Annotated in this window: 16 protein-coding genes and 1 pseudogene; 7 read left to right on the forward strand and 10 right to left on the reverse strand. The window is 64.0% G+C overall.

Annotation, left to right across the window (positions count from 1 at the left end):
• The first annotated feature begins 34 nt into the window (after nt 1–34).
• Complete coding sequence (locus CO664_RS19315) at nt 35–1,426, forward strand: MFS transporter (protein WP_097539644.1); 1,392 nt, start codon at nt 35–37, stop codon at nt 1,424–1,426.
• A gap of 306 nt (nt 1,427–1,732) precedes the next feature.
• Here CO664_RS19315 and purH read toward each other — a convergent pair whose 3' ends face one another.
• From purH to htpX, 4 genes are all read right to left on the reverse strand, one after another.
• The gene (gene purH, locus CO664_RS19320) at nt 1,733–3,343 is read right to left on the reverse strand and encodes a bifunctional phosphoribosylaminoimidazolecarboxamide formyltransferase/IMP cyclohydrolase (protein ID WP_097539645.1); all 1,611 of its coding nucleotides are present in this window, start codon (nt 3,341–3,343) and stop codon (nt 1,733–1,735) included.
• Nucleotides 3,344–3,473: 130 nt separating this feature from the next.
• Nucleotides 3,474–5,159 (reverse strand): heparinase II/III family protein, encoded by a 1,686-nt coding sequence (locus tag CO664_RS19325; protein ID WP_097539646.1) that lies wholly within the window; start codon nt 5,157–5,159, stop codon nt 3,474–3,476.
• Nucleotides 5,160–5,323: 164 nt separating this feature from the next.
• On the reverse strand, nt 5,324–6,748 hold the full coding sequence (locus CO664_RS19330) for an RsmB/NOP family class I SAM-dependent RNA methyltransferase (RefSeq protein WP_097539647.1): 1,425 nt from the start codon (nt 6,746–6,748) through the stop codon (nt 5,324–5,326).
• A complete protein-coding gene (gene htpX / locus CO664_RS19335) occupies nt 6,748–7,707 on the reverse strand; it encodes a zinc metalloprotease HtpX (protein WP_097539648.1) in 960 nt (319 codons plus the stop codon). Before htpX ends, CO664_RS19330 begins: the two co-directional genes overlap by 1 nt.
• Nucleotides 7,708–7,875: 168 nt before the next feature.
• Between htpX and CO664_RS19340 the strand changes: the two genes are divergently transcribed.
• Nucleotides 7,876–8,076 carry a DUF1674 domain-containing protein gene (locus tag CO664_RS19340; protein WP_097539649.1) on the forward strand — a complete coding sequence of 67 codons (201 nt, stop codon included), beginning with the start codon at nt 7,876–7,878 and terminating at the stop codon, nt 8,074–8,076.
• A gap of 267 nt (nt 8,077–8,343) precedes the next feature.
• Here the strand turns inward: CO664_RS19340 and acs are convergent, their stop codons facing one another.
• Nucleotides 8,344–10,293 (reverse strand): acetate--CoA ligase, encoded by a 1,950-nt coding sequence (acs, locus tag CO664_RS19345; RefSeq protein WP_097539650.1) that lies wholly within the window; start codon nt 10,291–10,293, stop codon nt 8,344–8,346.
• Nucleotides 10,294–10,592: 299 nt separating this feature from the next.
• Here acs and CO664_RS19350 point away from each other — a divergent pair, with 299 nt between their 5' ends.
• Entirely contained in the window at nt 10,593–11,291 is a 699-nt protein-coding gene (locus tag CO664_RS19350) for a DUF1013 domain-containing protein (protein ID WP_037418397.1), read from the forward strand.
• 95 nt (nt 11,292–11,386) lie between these two features.
• On the opposite strand, the gene CO664_RS19355 is transcribed toward CO664_RS19350, so the two are convergent.
• Nucleotides 11,387–11,773, reverse strand: a complete 387-nt coding sequence (locus CO664_RS19355) for an ectoine synthase (protein ID WP_097526029.1) — start codon at nt 11,771–11,773, stop codon at nt 11,387–11,389.
• Nucleotides 11,774–11,912: 139 nt separating this feature from the next.
• Here CO664_RS19355 and CO664_RS19360 point away from each other — a divergent pair, with 139 nt between their 5' ends.
• Nucleotides 11,913–12,788 (forward strand): LysR substrate-binding domain-containing protein, encoded by an 876-nt coding sequence (locus CO664_RS19360; RefSeq protein ID WP_097539651.1) that lies wholly within the window; start codon nt 11,913–11,915, stop codon nt 12,786–12,788.
• 9 nt (nt 12,789–12,797) lie between these two features.
• Here the strand turns inward: CO664_RS19360 and CO664_RS19365 are convergent.
• Together CO664_RS19365 and CO664_RS19370 are read right to left on the reverse strand one after the other, a co-directional pair.
• Nucleotides 12,798–14,704, reverse strand: a pseudogene (locus CO664_RS19365) (AMP-binding protein).
• Between the two features lie 146 nt (nt 14,705–14,850).
• Nucleotides 14,851–15,510 carry a YggS family pyridoxal phosphate-dependent enzyme gene (locus CO664_RS19370; RefSeq protein ID WP_097539652.1) on the reverse strand — a complete coding sequence of 220 codons (660 nt, stop codon included), beginning with the start codon at nt 15,508–15,510 and terminating at the stop codon, nt 14,851–14,853.
• 213 nt (nt 15,511–15,723) lie between these two features.
• Here CO664_RS19370 and leuS point away from each other — a divergent pair, with 213 nt between their 5' ends.
• From leuS to holA, 3 genes are read left to right on the forward strand one after another with little or no spacing between them, the layout of a single operon-like run.
• Nucleotides 15,724–18,354 (forward strand): leucine--tRNA ligase, encoded by a 2,631-nt coding sequence (leuS, locus tag CO664_RS19375; RefSeq protein ID WP_097539653.1) that lies wholly within the window; start codon nt 15,724–15,726, stop codon nt 18,352–18,354.
• Entirely contained in the window at nt 18,341–18,871 is a 531-nt protein-coding gene (gene lptE, locus CO664_RS19380) for an LPS assembly lipoprotein LptE (protein ID WP_037418408.1), read from the forward strand. The genes leuS and lptE overlap by 14 nt, the downstream gene beginning before the upstream one ends.
• A gap of 15 nt (nt 18,872–18,886) precedes the next feature.
• On the forward strand, nt 18,887–19,921 hold the full coding sequence (gene holA, locus CO664_RS19385) for a DNA polymerase III subunit delta (protein WP_097539654.1): 1,035 nt from the start codon (nt 18,887–18,889) through the stop codon (nt 19,919–19,921).
• Between the two features lie 170 nt (nt 19,922–20,091).
• On the opposite strand, the gene CO664_RS19390 is transcribed toward holA, so the two are convergent.
• Together CO664_RS19390 and CO664_RS19395 are read right to left on the reverse strand one after the other, a co-directional pair.
• Nucleotides 20,092–20,982: a ParB/RepB/Spo0J family partition protein gene (locus tag CO664_RS19390; protein ID WP_037418412.1), complete on the reverse strand. Its 891-nt coding sequence runs from the start codon at nt 20,980–20,982 to the stop codon at nt 20,092–20,094.
• Between the two features lie 31 nt (nt 20,983–21,013).
• The gene (locus tag CO664_RS19395) at nt 21,014–21,808 is read right to left on the reverse strand and encodes a ParA family protein (protein ID WP_097539655.1); all 795 of its coding nucleotides are present in this window, start codon (nt 21,806–21,808) and stop codon (nt 21,014–21,016) included.
• Between the last annotated feature and the right edge of the window lie 13 nt (nt 21,809–21,821).

The raw sequence follows: 21,821 nt of genomic DNA on the forward strand, positions 1-21,821 counted from the left end.
TGAAGGGCGCAGGGGTCGGTTCCGGGAGGGGAGCTTGGACATCGCAGCCGCACAGGCGCAGCAACAGCGGAAGACCACGCGACTCGGCATTGCCGGCTGGATGCTGTTCGACTGGGCCGCCCAACCTTTCTTCACCGTCATCACCACCTTCATCTTTGCGCCCTATTTCGTTTCCCGGCTAACGACGGATCACACCGCCGGCCAGGCGATCTGGGGCTATACGCTGACGGTCTCCGGTATCGTCATCGCCGTGCTGTCGCCGGTCCTCGGTGCCATCGCCGATGCGACCGGACCCCGCAAGCCGTGGATCGGCTTTTTTGCCGCCATCAAGATCGCCTCGCTCGCCATGCTCTGGTTCGCGGTGCCTGGTTCGCCGCTGATCTACCCGGCGCTCTTCCTGGCGCTCGCAACGGTCGCCGCCGAGTTTTCGATCGTCTTCAACGATTCGATGATGCCCCTCCTGGTCAGCGAGAAGCACGTCGGTAGAATCTCCAACATCGCCTGGGGAATGGGCTATCTCGGGGGCATGATCGTGCTGATCGGCGTCGTTGCGCTGCTCGCCGGGAATCCGGCTACCGGCAAGACGGCGCTCGGGCTCGATCCGCTTTTCGGGCTCGACCCGGCCAAGGGCGAGGACGCCCGCATCACCGGCCCGATCTCGGCGCTCTGGTACCTCGTCTTCATCCTGCCGATGTTCCTCTTCACCCCGGATGCGGGCAAGGCGACGACGTCTCTGAAGGAGGCGACGGCTCGCGGCCTCACGGAACTCAAGGGCACGCTCGGGGAACTGAAAGAGAGGGCAGGGATTCTGCGCTTCCTGATCGCCCGCATGATTTTCCAGGATGGCGTCAACGGTCTGCTGGCGCTCGGCGGCACCTTCGCCGCCGGCATGTTCGGCTGGCAGACGATGGAACTCGGCCTCTACGGCATCATCCTCAACGTCGTCGCGATCGGCGGCTGCCTCTATGCGAGCCGGCTGGACACGCGGCTCGGCTCGAAGACCATCGTCGTCGCCAGCCTCGTTTGCCTGACCATTGCGACGCTCGGCATCGTCTCTACGGGTCCCAGTTTTACGCTGTTCGGGCTGGTCCCGCTGCCGACGGCGGACTCGAGCGGCTTATTCGGCACCGCCGCCGAGAAGGCCTATATCCTCTACGGCCTGCTGGTCGGCATCGCCTTCGGTCCGGTCCAGGCCTCGTCGCGATCCTATCTCGCCCGCAGCGTCTCACCCGACGAGGCCGGGCGCTATTTCGGGCTCTACGCGCTGTCCGGCCGCGCCACCTCGTTCCTGGCGCCTGCCTCGGTTGCGACGATCACCGTAGGGACCGGTTCGGCGCGAATCGGCATGATGGCGCTGGTCGTTTTCCTCGCCGTCGGCCTCATGCTGCTGTTGCGCACGCCCTATCCGGCCCGCCGGCCGGGATAAACGGGCGCACGGGCGAGATTGGCGTTGCGCTCGGGAAGAGGTATGCGCTGACCTTTCGGGCTGCGACGAGGTGAGGCGCGAGCGGCTTTATGCCGCCCGCATCCCACTCCATCGTCATCCTCGGGCTTGACCCGAGGATCCATTCATGGGCCGCCAAAGTTCAGTGAGCGCTGCAGCTCGGCGCCGCGCTGCTGGTGCTTCATGGCCTGCGCCTAGATCCTCGGGTCAAGCCCGAGGATGACGAACGAGAAGAGACTCAGCACCCACAGGTGTGCGCCACTGACATGACGGAACGCGCCTAACCGCTCAATGCCGGAAGTGCCGCATCCCGGTAAACACCATCGCGACATTGTGCTCATTGGCGGCGGCAATGACCTCGTCGTCGCGCATCGAGCCACCCGGCTGGATGACGGCGGTGGCGCCGGCGGCGATCGCCGACAGCAGACCGTCGGCGAAAGGCAGAAAGGCCTCCGAAGCGACCGCCGAACCGCGCGTCAGCGGCGCCGCAAGGCCGAGCGCCTTGGCCGCTTCCTCGGCCTTGATGGCGGCGATTCGAGCCGAATCGACGCGGCTCATCTGGCCGGCGCCGATCCCGGCCGTCTGGCCGTCCTTCGCATAGACGACGGCGTTCGACTTGACGTGCTTCGCCACCTTGAAGGCGAACTTCATGTCGTCGAGCTCCTGCGCCGACGGCGCGCGCTTGGTGACGACCTTGAGTTCGAGGTCCTCGACCATGCCGTTGTCGCGCGTCTGAACGAGCAACCCGCCGGCGACCGTCTTGGCGGTCAGCCCGGGCGTGCGCGGATCCGGCAAGCCGCCTGTCGCCAGCAGCCTGAGGTTCGGCTTGCGGGCGATGATCGCTTTGGCCTCGTCGCAGACCGACGGCGCGATGATCACCTCGGTGAAAAGCTTGACGATCTCTTCGGCCGTTTCGGCGTCGAGCTGCTGGTTGAGCGCGATGATGCCGCCAAAGGCCGAGGTCGAATCGCAGGCGAGCGCCCGGCGATAGGCTTCGGCGAGCGACGGCGCGGTGGCGACGCCACAGGGATTGGCATGCTTGATGATCGCACAGGCCGGCGCCTTTTCCGGCAGGAACTCCGCCACCAGCTCGAAGGCGGCGTCCGTGTCGTTGATGTTGTTGTAGGAAAGCTGCTTGCCCTGCAGCAGCGTCGCGGTCGCGACCCCCGGCCGCTTCTCGCCAGTGACGTAGAAGCCCGCCTTCTGATGCGGGTTCTCGCCGTAGCGCATCTCTTCCTTGAGCACGCCGCCGATGACCCGATGGCGCGGCATGGCGAAATCGAGCGCCTCGGCGAACCAGTTTGAGATCGCCGCGTCATAGGCAGCCGTCCTGGCATAGGCCTTGGCGGCCATTTTCTGCCGGAAGGCGTAGCGCGTCGTGCCGTCGGCGATTTCCTCGAGCAGCGCCGAATAGTCGGACGGGTCGGTGACGATCGTCACATAGGCATGGTTCTTGGCCGATGCGCGGATCATCGCCGGTCCGCCGATGTCGATATTCTCAACCGTGGTCGGATAGTCGCCGCCCTCGGCGCGGACTTCCTCGAACGGATAGAGATTGATGACGACGAGATCGATCGCGGTTATCCCATGCGCGTCCATCGCCGCCTTGTGGTCCGCGTCGTCGCGGATGGCGAGCAGGCCGCCGTGGACGCCGGGATGAAGCGTCTTGACGCGGCCATCCATGACTTCCGGAAAGCCGGTCAATTCGGAAACGTCGCTGACCGGAAGGCCGGCCCCCGCCAGCGCCTTGTGCGTGCCGCCGGTCGAGACCAGCCTTACGCCCTTTTCATTGAGGGCGCGGGCGAGGTCGACGATACCCGCCTTGTCGGAGACGGAGAGGAGGGCGGTTTGGATCCGGACCTCGTCCGGAGCCGGGATTTTCTTGGAGGCGACAGCCATCAACCATGCTCCTTTGGCAGCGCCGGACGCTTGGAAAGAGGGGTGCCGGCGATTGGAATGGCTGCCCGTTAGCACAGCTTGCCGACGGAAGGAACCTTCGCAGCCGCGGAGGTCGAAAATAGGCTTGGTCCTACCCCTCGCGGGTCAGCGTCCACTGGATTTCCGGCTGCGCCGCAACCGCGAAGGTCACGGTGATCTGCGACGAGGCGCGCACGCCGGACGGATCGGCGAAGAAGACGTCCTCCTCGATCGCCAGGTCTCCATCCCGGCAGGCAAAGAGCCAGGCCTCGCCGTCCGGCGCGCTCAGATAGATCTCGCTCTTGCTGCTTTGCCGCAGCCCGATCGCCGGATGGATGTGAAAACGGGCGACAGCCATCGCGCTGTCGGACGCCTCCGGATCGCTGCCGTTTTCCCGCGAAAGCCGGTCGCGCCCGCGGATCAGCCGGCCGCCGTTCAGAATGCCGACGTCGCGCTCGTGGATGAGGCCGAAGGCGGCGAGATAGCCGTCATGGCTCGCCTTGACGGATTCGATTCGGCCCGGCTCGTCGTTTCGCTCCGTCTCGACCTGCGATACGCCGCTCACCATGATTGCGCCGAGAAAGCGCGATTGCGAAAAGCGCGAGGAGGAGGTGTCGTTCACCGTCACCGTCGAGTGGGCGGCGGTGACGCGGGCCATCTGCCGGAATCGTTCGCCGGCGAACTTCGGCGCGCCGGAATTGACGATGAGGCGGTTTCGCCCCGACGACATCTCGAAGGAGAGGCAGCCGGCATGGGCGCTGCGCGACAGATCGACCGACAGGGGTCGGCCCGTGTCTACGATGACCACCGTCTCGCCGAGCGAGAGCCGCTCGAAACTGATGTGCGGCAGCGACCGGAACGGCTCGCCCGCGGTCTCGTCGTAGCGCAGCACCGAAGCAAGCTCGTGTGCCGGCACCGAGGTTGCGCCGTTGAAGAGCGCCAGTTCGCCGCTCTGATGCCGGAAGAACCGAAGCGCCGGGTACATCCGGTCGATGCCGGAAATCAGCCGCGACGGCACGTCGTGACCGAGATTGACATAGGTCTGGCGCAACGGCAGCAGGTCGAGCAGCAGTTCGAGCCCGGCGCGGGGATTGCGGGAGAAGTGGCCGCCATCCGCGAGGATCTGGCGGTCGAGTTCGAGGTCCAGACCGCGCGCCGCCCGGCGCAGCACCGAAGGCGAGACCGGCATTGACACGGACGCCATTGCCAGCGCGATGCGAACCCTGAGCCGCGCCTCGCCCTCCGGTACCGTTCCGGCGACGTGGCGAAGATAGCGGACCTGATAGGTGAGGCTTTTCAGGAAGCGGCGATAGAAGCCATGCTCTGCGTTGCGCAGCACCACCGGCGAATGCGACAGCCAGGCGATGACCCGCTGCGCGATCACATCCGCTTCCCAGGAGATGCCGCCGATGTTGCGGCCATGCGTGCCCATCCAGTCGTCGACGATCTGACGGAGCCTCGCAAAGCCCGCTTCATCGCGGACGGCGCGCATGTGGCGCAGCCAGTCGAAGGCATGCAGCCGATTGGCAAATTCGTGCGACGGCAGATCGATCTCGAACGGCGATTCACCTTCGGTGTCGAGCACCCGGCCGGCGAGCGGATAGCGGCCCTGAAGGATTTCCTCCGCTACAAAGGGGTCGATGGCTCTGAGATCGGTCGGCGCGACGATAAGCCTGTCCGGGGTTGACCTCGAAAAACGCAGGGCCGCCAGCCGCCCAAGCGAAATCCGCCGCGCAAGGCGGCGCCAGCCTTCGCGCAGATACAGGTAAAGCAGCCTTCGTCTAGCGGAAAACAGCATCGGCGCCTGCAGGTTTGTTGATGGCCGCGACGGAACCTTCGAAGCGCTTGACGAGCACCTGTCGGGATTGCGCCAGAATCGCTTTCATGGGCCGGAATGGTGCCGGAAGGAAGATTAAATTTCTATCAATTTGCCGCCATTGATAGGCAGACGATTCTGAAGCGTCAATCGTCGCTGCCCAGGGATCGGCGCAGCACAGCCGCGTAGAAGCCGTCGAGCCCGCCGGAAAAGGGGGGCTCGAGCGGCAGCATCGCCGGTGTCGTGCGGAACTCGCCGAGCGCGGTGATCGCCGCCTCGAGCCCCGGCCAATCGGACGGGGCGATCGGCACGCGCTCGCAAAGTCCGTCGCCTAGAACGCGTTCAACGACCTCTTCACCTTCGCGCGGGTCCAGCGAGCAATTGGAAAAGACCACGATGCCGCCGGGCTTAACGAGCCTCAACGCATGCCGCAGCAGCCGCTCCTGGAGGCGGGCGAGCTTTTCCACATCCTCCGGCCCTTTCGTCCAGAGCACATCCGGGTGACGCCGGGTGGTGCCGGTAGACGAGCAAGGGGCATCGAGAAGGGCGGCATCGAAGAGCTCCTCCGGGCGGAAATTCGCCATGTCGATCTCTTTCGTCCGGGCTTCGAGGCCGAGCCGTTCGAGATTGGCCTTCAGCCGCCGCAACCGGCTGGACGACTGGTCGAGCGCCGTCACCTGCGCCCCGGCAAGAACGAGTTGGGCCGTCTTGCCGCCTGGTGCCGCGCAGAGATCGACCACCGTCTTGCCGGAAAGATCGTCGAAGAGGCGCGCCGGGATCGAGGCGGCGGCATCCTGCACCCACCACGTGCCTTCCGCAAAGCCCTGCAAGGACGGGATCGCCCCGGAAAACTCACCGAGCCGAACGGAGCCGGTCGGCAGCACCATGCCGCCAAGGCGCCCGGCCCACCCGGCGGCGTCGGACTTTACCGTCAGGTCGATCGCCGCTGGAACGAGTTGCGCTTCCGAGATGCCTTCCGCCTGGGCTTGGCCGTAATGAGCGACCAGGCGCTCATAGAACCAGGCCGGAATGGCCGGCACGGCATTCACCGTCTCGAGGATCGCCTCCTTCTCGCGCGAAAGCCGCCGGAGCACCGCGTTGACGAGGCTGGCGAAGCGGCGATTCCGCGGATCGGCCTGCGCCTGCTCGACGGCAAGGTCGACGGCGGAATGATCCGGGATGTCGAGATAAAGGATCTGCGCTGCTGCGACCGTCAGCACGTGTTCGAGCGCGCGGGCGCCATCCGGCAGGGGGGTCTGGATCAGCGAGTCGATCGCAGCGCGGACCCGCGGCAGGTGCCGGAGCGCCGAATTGAGGATGGCGCGCACCAGCGCCCGGTCGGCATCGTTGAGCTCGCGATAGGCCGGATTGCCGTGCTCCTGGTCGAGCATGCCGTCGAGCGGCGTCTTGCGGTCGATCACCGCCGCCAGGATCTTGGCGGCCGCCTGGCGGCTTTTCAGCCCCGGCTTAAAAACGGCGCCGGCAGCATCGGGCCGCTGGCCGGCCTTCTGGAACGGCTTGATTCGGCGGGCTCGTTTCGGATGTGAATCGTTTTGTCTGTCTTCGGGCATCAGGACCAGGGGCCTTTCGGCGGTTCGGAACCACCGCGACCCCAGCCGGTTCTCGGGACAGAGCGCGATTTGCGCACCGCATTATCAGGACGAGCCGGCGGCGTCGAGCCCGCCGACATCTCGCCTGCCATCCGCTCGAGCGCGGCGACGCGGTTTTCGGTGTTCGGATGCGTCGAGAAGAGGTTGTCCATGCGCTCGCCCGAAAGCGGATTAATGATGAACATGTGCGCCGTCGCCGGATTGCGCTCCGCGTCCTGGTTGTGAATGACATGGGCAGCGCCGGCGATCTTCCGGAGCGCCGAGGCGAGCCAGAGAGGATTGCCGCAGATCTCGGCGCCGCGCCGGTCGGCGGAGTATTCGCGCGTGCGGCTGATCGCCATCTGCACCAGCATGGCCGCTAGCGGAGCGACGATCATCGCGATCAGGACACCGATAAACCCGAGAGGATTGTTGTTCTCGCGGTTGCCGCCGAAGAAGAAGGCGAAATTGCCGAGCATCGAAATGGCACCGGCGAGCGTCGCCGTCAGGGTCATCGTCAAAGTGTCGCGGTATTGGATATGCGCGAGCTCATGCGCCATGACGCCGGCCACCTCCTCATAGGAGAGCGACTGCAGCAGGCCGGTGGAGGCGGCGACCGCGGCATTCTGCGGGTTGCGGCCGGTGGCGAAGGCGTTCGGCTGCGGGCTATCGATGACGTAGACGCGCGGCATCGGCAGACCGGCATTCTGCGCCAGGTCGCGCACGATGCCGTAATATTCCGGCGCACTGCGCTCGTCGACCTCCTGGGCCCGATACATCCTGAGCACCATGCGGTCAGAATTCCAGTAGGAGAAGAAGTTCATGCCCGCGGCCATGACCAGGGCGACCATCATGCCGCCCCTGCCGCCAATGACATAGCCGACAGCCATGAACAGGACGGTCATGAAGGCAAGCAGCATTGCGGTGCGCACGAGGTTCATGGATCAGACTCCAGGCACTCAGGTCGTTTTCGTTCAACCTCGGAGCAGGCTGCCCCGAACTGCTCAAACGTTTCACGTGAATCAGGGTTCCCGCTTCGACGGAAGCGACTTATATGATGGGGACGAGGCCCCCGTTCTTCAATATCCTAAGGCTGATCCGACTCGCACATGCAGAACGACTACGACAATTCACCCGAACGGCCCAAGCGGCCGCTGTCACCCGCGGCCCTCCGCGCGCTCCAGGAAGCGGACGAGCGACGCCGCACCGAGGAGAAAAAGGAAGCGCCGGCAGAAATCGGCGGCCGCGGCGGGCTGGATCCGTCCCGTTTCGGCGATTGGGAAATCAAGGGCCGGGCGATCGACTTCTAAGGGGCTGCTGCAGCCGGCTATTGTTTCGGTCGCGAATCGACAGGCACGTTCCGAACCGGTTGCTGGTCCGATGGGAGCGCGTCGCTCTATGGAATTCATAGGTGAACGTCGATTGACGCTCCGGCATCCGTTAGGCGTCCTTTGCCCCTCACCTAGCCCTCTCCCCGCTCGCGGGGAGAGGGGATTGAGGCGGCGCGGCATACCCCTTCTCCCCGCAAGCGGGGAGAAGGTCGCGGCAGCGGGATGAGGGGCGGTCGCAGCGCTACCTCACGCCCGGTTCTGCCGATTGGCGATCAGGTCGTCGACAACCGCCGGGTCGGCGAGCGTCGAGGTATCGCCGAGCGAGCCGAAATCGTCCTCGGCGATCTTGCGGAGAATCCGCCGCATGATCTTGCCCGAGCGCGTTTTCGGCAGGCCGGGCGCGAACTGGATCTTGTCCGGCGTGGCGATCGGCCCGATCTCCGAGCGGACATGCTTGACCAGTTCCTGGCGCAGTTCGTCGCTGCCGGCCTCGCCCGCCATCAGCGACACGTAGCAATAGATGCCCTGGCCCTTGATCGGGTGCGGATAGCCGACAACCGCGGCTTCCGAGACGAGGTGATGCGAGACGAGCGCCGATTCGACCTCGGCCGTGCCGAGGCGGTGGCCGGAGACGTTCAAGACGTCATCGACGCGGCCGGTGATCCAGTAATAGCCGTCCTCGTCGCGGCGGCAGCCGTCGCCGGTGAAGTATTTGCCCTTGTAGGTCGAGAAATAGGTCTGGATGAAGCGCTCGTGGTCGCCATAGACGGTGCGCATCTGCCCCGGCCAGCTGTCGATGATGCAGAGATTGCCGTCCGCCGGTCCGTCGATCACCTTGCCCTCATTGTCGACGATCTGCGGCTTGACGCCGAAGAAGGGCCGTGTCGCCGAGCCGGGCTTCAGATCGGTGGCGCCCGGCAGCGGCGTGATCAGGATGCCGCCGGTCTCCGTCTGCCACCAGGTGTCGACGATCGGCGAACGCTCCTCGCCGACGACATGGTAGTACCATTCCCAGGCTTCCGGATTGATCGGTTCGCCGACGGTTCCGAGCAGGCGCAACGACGAGCGCGACGAGCGTTTGACGAAATCGTCGCCGGCGCCCATCAGCGAGCGGATCGCCGTCGGTGCCGTATAGAAGATGTTGACCTTGTGCTTGTCGACGACCTCCCAGAAGCGGCCGGCATCCGGGAAGTTCGGCACGCCCTCGAACATCAGCGTCGTCGCGGCGTTGGCGAGCGGCCCGTAGACGATATAGGAATGGCCGGTTACCCAGCCGACATCGGCCGTGCACCAGTAGATATCGCCGTCGTGATAATCGAAGACATATTGGTGGGTCATCGAGGCATAGACGAGATAGCCGCCGGTCGTGTGCAGCACCCCCTTGGGCTTGCCGGTGGAGCCGGACGTATAGAGGATGAACAGCGGCTCTTCGGCGCTCATCTTCTCCGGCGGGCAATGTGCCTCGACGGTTGCGGTTTCCTGGTGGTACCAGAGATCGCGGCCCGGCGCCCAGCCGACCTTGCCGCCAGTGCGGCGCACCACCAGCACCTTGTTGACCATGACATGCTGGCGGGCAGCGATGTCGATCGCCTTGTCGGTGTTTTCCTTGAGCGGCACCGGCTTGCCGCCGCGCAAGCCCTCGTCGCAGGTGATGACGAAGGTCGATTCGCAATCGACGATGCGGCCGGCGAGCGCCTCCGGCGAGAATCCGCCGAAAACGACCGAGTGGATGGCGCCGATGCGGGTGCAGGCGAGCATCGCAAAGGCCGCTTCCGGGATCATCGGCATGTAGATGGTCACCCGGTCGCCCTTCTGGACGCCATGCTTTTTCAGGACATTGGCGAGGCGGCAAACCCTGTCGTAAAGCTCGTTATAGGTGATCTTCTTGTCGACATAGGGATTGTCGCCTTCCCAGATGATCGCCGTCTTGTCGCCATGCGTTTTCAAATGGCGGTCGATACAATTGTAGGAGACGTTGGTGAGGCCGTCTTCGAACCACTTGATCGAAACGTCGCCCTCGAAGGACGTATTCTTGACCTTGGTATAGGGCTGGAACCAGTCGATCCGCTTGCCATGCTCGCCCCAGAACGTCTCCGGATCGGCAATGCTCTGCTCGTACCATTTCAGATAGGTCGCGTCGTCGATGAGCGTGCGGTTCTTGGCCGCTTCCAGGACCGGATGGGTCTTGACGTCCATGTTTTCCTCCCTGCGTATTGCTGCTGGATCACGATGCTTGGGGCCGGGTCCGCCCAGACCGCCAGCAGGATCGTTTTTCGACGTTGGAGCGGGATTGCACCGCTCGCGGCGGCACTCCCACCGCCCGTTCGGACGATTCATAGCAGGTCAAAGCTTGGCCGCAATTAGACAAAAGCACATTCGGAAGTGAAGAATTGCAATTTCGAGACAACAACGATATAGAACGCTCAATTCCCGGAAATCAGTGGTAGACTCCACGGCCCGCGACACCGGCGCGGACGGACGAAAGGACTATATCCATGGCTCAGCAATTGCTTATGCCCAAGGCAACGGCCGTCTGGCTCGTTGACAACACCGCGCTGTCGTTCGACCAGATCGCGCAGTTCTGCAAGCTGCACCCGCTCGAAGTCAAAGCGATAGCCGACGGTGAATCGGCGCAGGGCATCAAGGGCCTCGATCCGATTGCCACCGGTCAGCTTTCGCGCGACGAGATCGCCCGCGGCGAGGGAAATCCGAACCATAAGCTCAAGCTCTCCGAGCCGAAGGTCCGCGTGCCGGATTCGAAGCGCAAGGGCCCGCGCTACACCCCGGTTTCGAAGCGGCAGGACCGTCCGAACGCCATTCTCTGGCTGGTCCGCAACCATCCGGAACTGAAGGACGCGCAGATTTCGCGCCTCGTCGGCACGACCAAGTCGACGATCGAACAGATTCGCGAGCGCACCCATTGGAACTCGGCCAACCTGACGCCGATGGATCCGGTCACCCTCGGCCTCTGCTCGCAGATCGATCTCGACCTGGAAGTCGAGCGCGCCGCCAAGGGCCGCCCGTTGCCGACGGCAGCCGAGTTGGGCGCCACGCTCGAGTCGGCACGGGAAACCGAGAAGATCGACTACAGCTTCGATCGCGAGGAAGAGAAGGAAATCGACGCCGACGCCGTCTTCGCCAAGCTGAAGTCTCTAAAGTCGGACCGTAAGGACGACGAAGACGACAACTACTGATCGCCTCGTCACCGGTGATGAAATGCAGAACCCGGGCCGCAGATCCGGGTTTTTTGTTGGCTTTAATTGCAAGCGTAAGGGTGTAATTTGCCCACTTAATAAGCCGAGCCGGTTGAATCATCGAGGTTGTGGCGTTCGGTGCCCTTGAGCGGCGGATTGAATATGCTGACGAGGATCAGGTCCTTGTCGCTACCGCCACGCAGATAGTGCCTGTCATGTTTGTCGAGCACATAGATGTCGCCCTGCCGGATGGGAAAGACATTGCCTTCCATGTCCTCCACCTCACCCTCTCCGGCGATGCAATAGCAGGCTTCGAGATGGTTGCGGTATTGGAGCAGCGACACGGTTTTCGCCCGCACCACCGTGTGGCAGACGGTAAATCCCATCCCGTCCCTTTCCGTCAGCAGGCGGTGGCTGGTACCGCTTCCCCACTCAACGAAGTGATCGGTGGTTTCGACATCTTGCAGGCTGCGCACGAACATGCTGTTCTCCAATGTGTAAGAGCGTTTGACAAATCAGGGAGAACCGGCTCTCGTCGGTCACCTTGAAGTCCTTTATTCCCCGGAGTGCCGGTTCGTACAAACGACGATTCCTCATCGGATAGTTGAGGAGAATTTACATATGCTGCCTCCCCTAGGCGCACTTCGCGTCTTCGAAGCCGCCGCCCGACTTGCGAGCTTCTCGCGGGCTGCCGACGAGTTGCATGTCACCCATGCCGCCGTGAGCCATCAGATGCGGCAGTTGGAAGAGTGGTTCGGCCGCCCGCTGTTCCTGCGTGAAAAGCGCGGCGTCCGGCTCGCGACCGAAGCCGAACGGCTCGCGGAAGCCCTCTCGGCCAGCTTCGAACGGATTGCCGCCGAAGCGGAAGCCTTGAAGCTCAGAACGAAATCGGGAATCACCGTCGCCTGCATTCCCTCGATCGCGACGCGCTGGCTGATCCCGGCGCTCGGCGGTTTCCTGGCCGCCCATCCCGACATTACCGTCAAGGTGATCTATGCCACGGCTGCGCAACGCCTGCGCGAAACCGGCTGCGATGTGCTGATTACGCTGGGCGCCGATACGTCGGATAGCGTCACTTGCGAGCGGCTTTTTTCCCGCGTCAACCGGCCGGTGGCCAGTCCGCGCTATCTTGAACGGAGGGGTGGGCTCGACAATGCACAGCAGATCGCAGCGGCGCATCTCCTGCACGACGAGACGACCGCCCATTGGCAGCAATGGTTCGCCCGAGCCGGCATAACTCCGCCGGGACCAACGAAAGGCCCGGTCTTTCAGGATTTCAATCTGCTCGCGACGGCCGCCATCGCCGGCCACGGCGTTGCCCTCTGTCCGGTCGAGGTATGCCGGCGCGAGATCGCCAATGGCGACCTGATCGTACTTTCCGAGACGTCCATCCTCGAAGAGGAGAGCTATTTCCTGATCTGCAGGACTGCGCGCCAGAAGGCCGCATCCATCTTCTGCGCCTGGTTCAAAGGCGTGGTCGAACTGCAGGCCGGCTGATGTCCCGCGTCAGACGCCGATTCCCTTGGCATGCAGCGCTTCGGTGATCTCTTCGAGAATCGCGGGGTCGTCGATCGTGGCCGGCATCTTCCAGGGCTGCCGGTCGGCGATCTTCTGGATCGTCGCGCGCAGGATCTTGCCCGACCGGGTCTTCGGTAGCCGCTTGACGCAGATCGCGGTTCGGAAGGCGGCGACCGGGCCGATGCGCTCGCGGACGAGGGCGATCACTTCCTTCTCGATCTCCGCCGTCTCACGGGAAACATTCGCGTTGATCACTAGGAAGCCGGCCGGAACCTGCCCCTTCATCGGATCGGCGATGCCGATCACCGCACATTCGGCAACATCCGGATGGCTGGCGCAGACCTCCTCCATGGCGCCTGTCGAAAGCCGGTGACCGGCGACATTGATGATGTCATCGGTACGGGCCATGATGAAGACATAGCCCTCCTCGTCGATGTAGCCGGCGTCGGCCGTCTTGTAGTAGCCGGGATATTCCTCGAGATAGGCGGACCGAAAGCGGTCGTCGGCCTTCCAGAGGGTCGGCAGGCATCCGGGCGGGAGCGGCAGCTTGACGACTACATTGCCGAGCGTGCCGGCCCTGACCGGATGGCCGGCATCGTCAAGGACCTGCACGTCATAGCCAGGGAGGGGAACAGCGGGCGATCCGTATTTCACCGGCAGCAGGCCGAGGCCGAGCGGATTGCCGGCAACCGGCCAGCCGGTCTCCGTCTGCCACCAGTGATCTATGACCGGAACGCCGAGCGCCCGCTCGGCCCAGCGGATCGTGTCCGGATCGGCTCGCTCTCCCGCAAGATAAAGCGCCCGGAAGCGCGACAGGTCATGACGGGCAGCGTGGGAGGCTTCCGGATCCTCCTTGCGGATCGCTCTGAGCGCCGTCGGGGCGGTGAACATGACCGCTACGCCGTGCTCGGCAATGATCCGCCAATAGGTGCCTGGATCGGGCGTCCCCACCGGCTTGCCTTCGAAAAGCACCGAGGTGCTGCCATTGAGGAGCGGTCCGTAGACGATATAGGAGTGCCCGACCACCCAGCCGATGTCGGACGCCGCCCAGAACACCTCGCCGGGCAGGACGCCGAAGAAGTTTTCCATCGACCATTTGAGGGCGACCATGTGGCCGCCATTGTCGCGCACCACGCCCTTCGGCTGGCCGGTGGTTCCGGACGTGTAGAGGACATATAGCGGATCGGTGGATGCGACCGCCGCACAGGGCGCTTCCTCGCCGGCCCGCTTCGCCGCTGCAAGGGCGGCGGCGAAATCGATATCGCGGCCGGGTACCATATCGGCGGCAAGCATCTCGCGCTGGAAGATCAGGCAATGGGCGGGCTTGTTGCTGGCGATCTCGATCGCCTGATCGAGCAGCGGCTTGTAGGAGACGGTGCGGCCGGGTTCCAGCCCGCAGCTTGCCGACACGACGAGCTTGGCCTGGCAATCGTCGATTCGCACGGCGAGTTCGTTGGCGGCGAAACCGCCGAAGACGACCGAGTGCAGGCGCCGATCCGCGCCGCCGCCAGCATGGCGATCGCGGCCTCCGGGATCATCGGCATATAGATGATGATCCGGTCGCCCTTGACGATGCCGAGCTTGCCATAGACGGCGGCCATCGCCTTGACGTCGGCGAGCAGCGCCGCATAGGAGATCTTCTCGATCCGCCCGGTGACGGGACTGTCATAGATGAAGGCCGTCTGTTCGGCACGACCGGCCCTCACGTGGCGGTCGAGACAGTTGTAGCAGGTGTTGGTTACGCCATCCGGAAACCAGTGACCGTACGTTCCGAGTTCGGCGTCGAAGATGCGGCGGGGCCTTTCGAACCAGTCGATTGCCTCTGCGGCCTCGGACCAGAACCCACTCGGATCGGCTTTCCATGCGGCATACACGTCGGAATAGCGGCTCGCCATTTCCGTTCTCCTCCACTGACTTCCGGACGGATTGGCCCGGCTCCTCGGTCCTGAAGGATAGGCCTGTGGAGCGAAAGATGAAGCCCGACGAAAGAGTAATGGAGCGGAACAGCGGGTTCCGAGCTTCACCTCAAGATTCAAGAAAATCAGCGCGTACCGAAAATCGCCGATCCGACCCGCACGCTGGTGGCGCCGAAGCTGATGGCCGTTTCGAAATCGCCGGACATGCCCATGGACAGGCGGGTAAGGCCGCATCTGGCGGCGAGCTTGGCAAGCAAGGCGAAATGCGGACCCGGATTTTCGTCGATGGGCGGGATGCACATCAGCCCTTCTACGTCGAGACCGAGCTCCGCGCGGCAGAGGTCGACGAAGGCAACTGTGTCCTCCGGCGCTATTCCAGCCTTCTGCGGTTCAAGCCCGGTATTGACCTGCACATAAAGCCGGGGTCTGCGGCCCTGTCGCTCCATCTCGGCGGCGACGGCGCGGGCGATCTTCTCGCGATCGATCGTCTCGATCACATCGAAAAGGGCGACGGCGTCGGCCGCCTTGTTGGATTGCAGCGGACCGATCAGGTGGAGCTCGATATCGGGCGTCTCGGCCTTCAACTCCGGCCACTTGCCCTGCGCTTCCTGGACGCGGTTCTCGCCGAACACACGCTGCCCTGCGGCAATCGCCGGCCGGATCGCGTCCGCCTCGAAGGTCTTCGAGACGGCGACGAGCATGACGACGCCTTCAGCCCGTTTCGCCGCCTTTTCGCTCATGCGAATCCGGCTCAAGACATCGTTCAGTCGTTCCTCTACGTCCATGCTTGTGCTCCTTGCCATTCGAGGCTTGCAAGCCGAATTATTGAAACTTGCCGTGCTTGCCAAGCCCGGCCAAGCCGAGGTCGGCCAATTCCGCCAAAGTACGGCGCGCCCGGCCTTCAAAACTTGACGGTCAGGCGGTTTCATGATGAAGGTCAGGCCAACTATCACAAGGGCGCCTTAGCCCCGCAGATTTTCCGGAACATCGACAGAGACATGGCTACCGAACGATATAATCCGCGTGACGCCGAACCGCGCTGGCAGCAGGAATGGGATGCGCGCAAGGTCTTCGAGACGAGGAACGACGATCCGCGTGAAAAATACTACGTGCTCGAGATGTTCCCCTATCCGTCCGGACGGATCCATATGGGGCATGTGCGCAACTACACGATGGGCGACGTCGTCGCCCGCTACAAGCGCGCCCGCGGCTTCAACGTGCTGCATCCGATGGGCTGGGACGCCTTCGGCATGCCCGCCGAGAACGCCGCCATGGAGCGCGGCGTGCATCCGGCCGGCTGGACCTATCAGAACATCGCGGCGATGAAGGCGCAGCTCAAGGTCATGGGCCTGTCGCTCGACTGGAGCCGCGAATTCGCCACCTGCGATCCGGCCTATTACCAGCGCCAGCAATACCTGTTCCTCGACTTCCTGGAAAGGGGTCTGGTCTACCGCAAGCAGTCGAAGGTCAACTGGGATCCGATCGACAACACCGTGCTCGCCAACGAGCAGGTGATCGACGGTCGCGGCTGGCGCTCCGGCGCGCTGGTCGAGCAGCGCGAGCTGACCCAATGGTTCTTCCGTATCACCGATTTCAGCCAGGACCTGCTCGACTCGCTCGACACGCTGGATCAGTGGCCGGAAAAGGTGCGGCTGATGCAGAAGAACTGGATCGGTCGCTCCGAGGGGCTGTTGCTCCGGTGGGAACTCGATCCTGAGACCGTTCCCCGCGAGAGCAGCGAACTGACCGTCTACACGACGCGGCCGGACACGCTCTTCGGCGCCTCCTTCCTGGCGATTTCGGCCGACCACCCGCTTGCCAGGGAAGCCGCCGCCAGGGATGCCGCGGTCGACGCCTTCTGCGAGGAATGCCGGCGCGCCGGCACCTCGATCGCCGCCCTCGAAACGGCCGAGAAAAAGGGCATCGACACCGGCATTCGCGCCCGCCACCCGTTCGATCCGAACTGGGAACTGCCCGTCTATGTCGCCAATTTCGTGCTGATGGACTATGGCACGGGCGCCATCTTCGGCTGCCCTTCCGGCGACCAGCGCGACCTGGATTTCGCCCGCGCCTACGGCCTGCCGGTCGTGCCGGTGGTGATGCCGAAGGATGCCGATGCCGCTTCCTTCACGATCGGCGACGAAGCCTATGTCGGTGACGGCGTGATGATCAATTCGCGCTTCCTGGATGGTCTCTCCACGGAAGAGGCCTTCGAGGCGGTCGCCTCGAAGCTCGAAAATGAGACGCTGAACGGCGCGCCGCGTGCGGAGCGCAAGGTGAATTTCCGCCTGCGCGACTGGGGTATCTCCCGGCAGCGTTATTGGGGCTGCCCGATCCCGGTCATCCATTGCGAGGCTTGCGGCGTCGTTCCGGTGCCGAAGGCGGATCTGCCGGTCACACTGCCGCCGGACGTCACCTTCGACAAGCCGGGCAACCCGCTCGACCGGCACCCGACCTGGCGGCATGTCGCCTGCCCTGAATGCGGCAATGATGCCCGTCGGGAAACTGACACGATGGACACTTTCGTCGATTCCTCCTGGTACTTCACGCGCTTCACCGCGCCCTGGGAGGACAAGCCGACCGATCCGAAGGTCGCCAATCACTGGCTGCCGGTCGACCAGTATATCGGCGGCATCGAGCACGCCATCCTGCACCTGCTCTATTCGCGCTTCTTCACCCGGGCGATGAAGGCGACCGACCACGTGGCGCTGGACGAACCGTTCAAGGGTCTGTTCACACAAGGCATGGTCGTGCACGAGACCTATAGCCGCGGCGAGGGTGCGCAGCGCGAGTGGGTCACGCCGGCCGAAATCCGCATCGAGGAAATCGACGGCCGCCGCCGTGCGGTCTTGATCGAGACGGGGGAGGAAGTCGCCATCGGCTCGATCGAGAAGATGTCGAAATCCAAGAAGAACGTCGTCGATCCCGACGACATCATCGCTTCCTACGGCGCCGACACGGCACGCTTCTTCGTGCTCTCCGATTCGCCGCCGGACCGCGACGTGATCTGGTCCGAGGCGGGCGTCGAAGGCGCTCACCGCTTCGTACAGCGCGTCTGGCGGCTGGTGGGAGAAGCCGCGGAAGGCCTGCGCGGCGTAAATGCTTTGCCGGCTAAGGAAGGCGAGGGGTTGGCGATTTCTCAGACCGCCCATCGTACGCTCCGCGCCGTCGAAGCCGACTACGACAAGCTTGCCTTCAACAAGGCTGTCGCCCGCATCTACGAACTCGTCAACGCTCTTGCCGCACCGCTGACGCAAGTCGCCGCCGGCAAGGCCGACGGGTCCGTTACCGCTGCGGTCAAGAATGCAACGACGATCCTGATCGACCTGATTGCACCGATGATGCCGCATCTGGCGGAAGAGTGCTGGCGCGAGATCGGCGGCGAAGGGCTGATCGCCGAACGCCCATGGCCGGCCTTCGACCCGGCACTCGTCGTTGAGAACGAAATCACCTTGCCAGTGCAGATCAACGGCAAGAAACGCGCCGATTTGACAATCGCGCGCGACGCAGATCAGAGTGCGATCGAAAGCGCCGTCCTCGCGCTTGACGCCGTCCAGGCGGCGCTCAACGGCGGCAAACCGAAAAAAATCATCGTCGTGCCCCAAAGGATCGTCAATGTCGTTGTCTGAGAAAGCTGGCCTTCGTTCCCGCTCCTTTGGCGTGCTTGCCGGCACCTTGCTGCTAGCGGTACTGGCCGGTTGCCAGGTGCGTCCGCTCTATTCGGACGGCCCGACCGGCGCCACGTCCGCGGCCCTTGGCTCCGTCGAGATCTCGGAAGCCGACGACCGCGTCGAACAGGAAGTGCGCAATGCCTTGATCTTCCTGGCCGCCGGCGGTCGGGGCGAGCCCGTCAACCCGCAATACCATCTCGCCCTCAACGTCTCGCACCGGACGATGGGCGTGCTTTACGACGATGCCGAGGACCGCGCAGCCGCCGGCCGCATCGTCGTCAAGGCGGACTACAATCTGACGCGGACGGCGACAGGCGAGACGGTGAAGGCCGGCTATCGCTCGGCGGTTGCGCTCGCCGACTTCCCGGAACAGGAATTCGCCAAGGTGCGCGCCGTGCGTGACGCCGAAAGCCGCGCCGCAAAGGAACTGGCGGAACTCATCAGGGCCGATATCGCCGCCGCCCTCGGCCGCTGAAGGCCGGTTAATCGGATGAGCGAGGTCAAGTCGCACGAATTCGACAGCTTCTTGAACAGAGGCGCGTCGAACTACCGCCTTTTCCTGCTCTACGGCCCCGATCGCGGCCTTGTCTCGGAGCGCGCCGGGCAGCTTGCCGGCCGCTCCGGCGTTGCTCTCGACGATCCGTTTGCCCTCGTGAAGCTTGACGCGTCGGAGCTGCAGCAGGGGGCCGGCCGGATACTGGACGAGGTCAATGCCATCGGTCTCTTCGGCGGTGAGAAACTCGTCTGGATCCGCGGCGCCTCGGGCGAGAAGGCGGTCGCCGAGGCGCTGCAAGTCCTCGCCGACAGCCCCCCCGCCGGCAGCACGCTCATCATCGAGGCCGGCGATCTCAAGAAGGGGGCAGCGCTCAGGAAGATCGGCGAATCCTCGCGGGCCGTCGCCTCGGTCGCCTGCTACAGCGATGATGCGCGCGGCCTGCACGCCCTGATCGACAAGGAACTCGCCGAGGCGGGTTTGCGCATAAGCCCGGCGGCGCGCGAGCATCTTGTTGAAGCGCTCGGCGGCGATCGTATCGCCTCGCGCAACGAGCTGCGCAAGCTCGCGCTCTACTGCCGCGGCAAGGATATTGTCGACGAGGAGGATGTCCTCGCCATCGTCGGTGATGCCAGCGCCATTTCTGTCGATGACGCGGTGGATGCGGTGCTCCAGGGTGACATCGATGCGCTGCTGCACGCCATGAAAAAGATCACCACGTCGAGAACGCCGCCCTTCCTGGTGCTGCAGGCCTGCCTCCGGCAGTTTCAGCAACTGGACGTAATGCGCGCCGAAATGGACGCGAACCGGCAACAGGCGAGCCAGGTGGTCGCAAGCCTCGGCCGCGGCCTGCATTTCCGGCGCAAGCCGATCGTCGAGGCGGCGCTGAAACATTGGACCGCGCCTGCGATCCGGCGCGAACTCGGCCGCCTGCAGGCGACCATCTATCAGAGCCGTGCCCGGCAGAGCCTCGAGGAAAGCCTCGTGCTGCAAAACCTGCTGGCAATTGCTATTAAATCGGCACGGCGCTGAAGGCCACCGCCGCGGTTGTAGCCTCAGCTCCATGCGAACCGAGCGCTTTCTTCAATAGAGCGCAACGGAGTTGCCGCCACGTCACTGCAGGAAATTGTGCCGCTCGGACGAGAATGGTCCGGCGTAGGCACTCGCTGGTCAACTGCTCTCCGGCGACAGGAGCGCGATCTTCAGCGCCGTTCAAGCAGCCGGCAGATCTCCTCGAGCTGATCGAGCGTCTTGTAGGCGATCCGAAGGTGTCCGCCGGAGGCCTTGTGGCTGACGGTAACTTCCAGCCCCAGGCTGTCCGAAAGCGTCCGTTCCAGCGCCAGCGTGTCGGCGTCCTTTTCCTCGCGATGCCGCCCCTTGGCGAAGTTGGGATCGTTCTGGGCCTTGATGTCGTTCTGCGCGAGGCGCTCCGCGTCGCGTACCGAGAGCCCCTTGGCAACGATCGAGCGCGCCAGCGCCACCGGATCGGAGGTCGGCACCAGGGCGCGGGCGTGGCCGGCAGAGAGGCTGCCGTCGGAAAGCATGTCGCGCACCGGCTCCGGCAATTTTAGCAGCCGCAGGCTGTTGGCGACATGGCTGCGGCTCTTGCCGATGATGTCGCCGAGGTCGTTCTGGGTGTAGCCGTGCTCGGCAATCAGCTGTTCGTAACCGAGCGCCTCTTCCAGCGGGTTGAGATCGGAGCGCTGGACGTTTTCGACGATGGCAATTTCCAGCGCCGTCCGATCGTCGACGTCGCGCACGATCACCGGAATCTCGGTGAAGCCGGCAAGCTGAGCGGCGCGCCAACGGCGCTCGCCCGCAATAATTTCGTAGCGCTCATGACCGACGGTGCGGACGACGACTGGTTGAACAATGCCATGTTGGCGGATCGAACTTGCCAGATCCTGCAGTTCCGCCTCGTCGAATTGCCGTCGCGGGTTGCGCGGGTTGCGCGAGACGAATTCAATTGGAACACGCCGGTCGGCATTGACCGGGCTCGTCGGCGCCGTTCCGCTTTGCAACGGCTGATCCATCTCGCCGATCAAGGCGGCCAAGCCGCGGCCAAGGCGTCTCTTGGAGCTGTCGTCGTTCATACTACACCCGTTGATTACGAAACCGAAACAATCACGCAGCCTTGCGCTGCCGCTCACGCTGGATGACTTCCGAGGCCAGCTGCAGATAGGCCTGACTACCGGCGCATTTGAGATCATAGAGAATGGCCGGCTTGCCGTAGGACGGCGCCTCCGAAACACGGACGTTCCTGGGAATCAACGTGTGATAGACCTTCTCGCCCAGGTGTGTCCTGACATCGCTGACGACCTGCTGGGCGAGATTGTTGCGCGAGTCGAACATTGTCAGCACGATGCCCTGAATATCCAGGCTCGGGTTGACGGTGCGACGGACCTGATCGACCGTCTCCAGCAGCTGGCTCAGACCCTCGAGCGCGAAGAACTCGCACTGAAGCGGTACAAGCACCGAATGCGCCGCCGCCATGGCATTCATCGTCAGCAGGTTAAAGGAGGGCGGGCAATCCACGAGAACGTAGGAACAGGTGAGTGCCTCGGGCGCGGCGAGCGCCTTGCGCAGGCGGAAAACCCGATCGGACTCGCGAGAAATCTCCATTTCGACGCCGAGTAGATCCATGGTCGACGGGACGATGGCCAAGTTCGGCACCGCTGTCTCCTGGGCAATCTCGCCGATCGAGTGGCTCCCCATCATCAGCTCGTAGGATGACAAATGCCTATCGCGCCGCTGGATGCCCAGTCCGGTGCTGGCGTTCCCCTGAGGATCGAGATCGACGATCAGGACCCTTTCGCCGATCGCCGCCAGCGCTGTCGCCAGGTTGATTGCGGTGGTCGTCTTGCCGACGCCGCCTTTTTGATTGGCAATGGTGATGATCCGATTTCTTGGGCCAAACATGCTTCGCTCGCCT

Source organism: Sinorhizobium sp. NG07B (assembly GCF_002532005.1).
GTDB lineage: Bacteria > Pseudomonadota > Alphaproteobacteria > Rhizobiales > Rhizobiaceae > Sinorhizobium > Sinorhizobium fredii_C.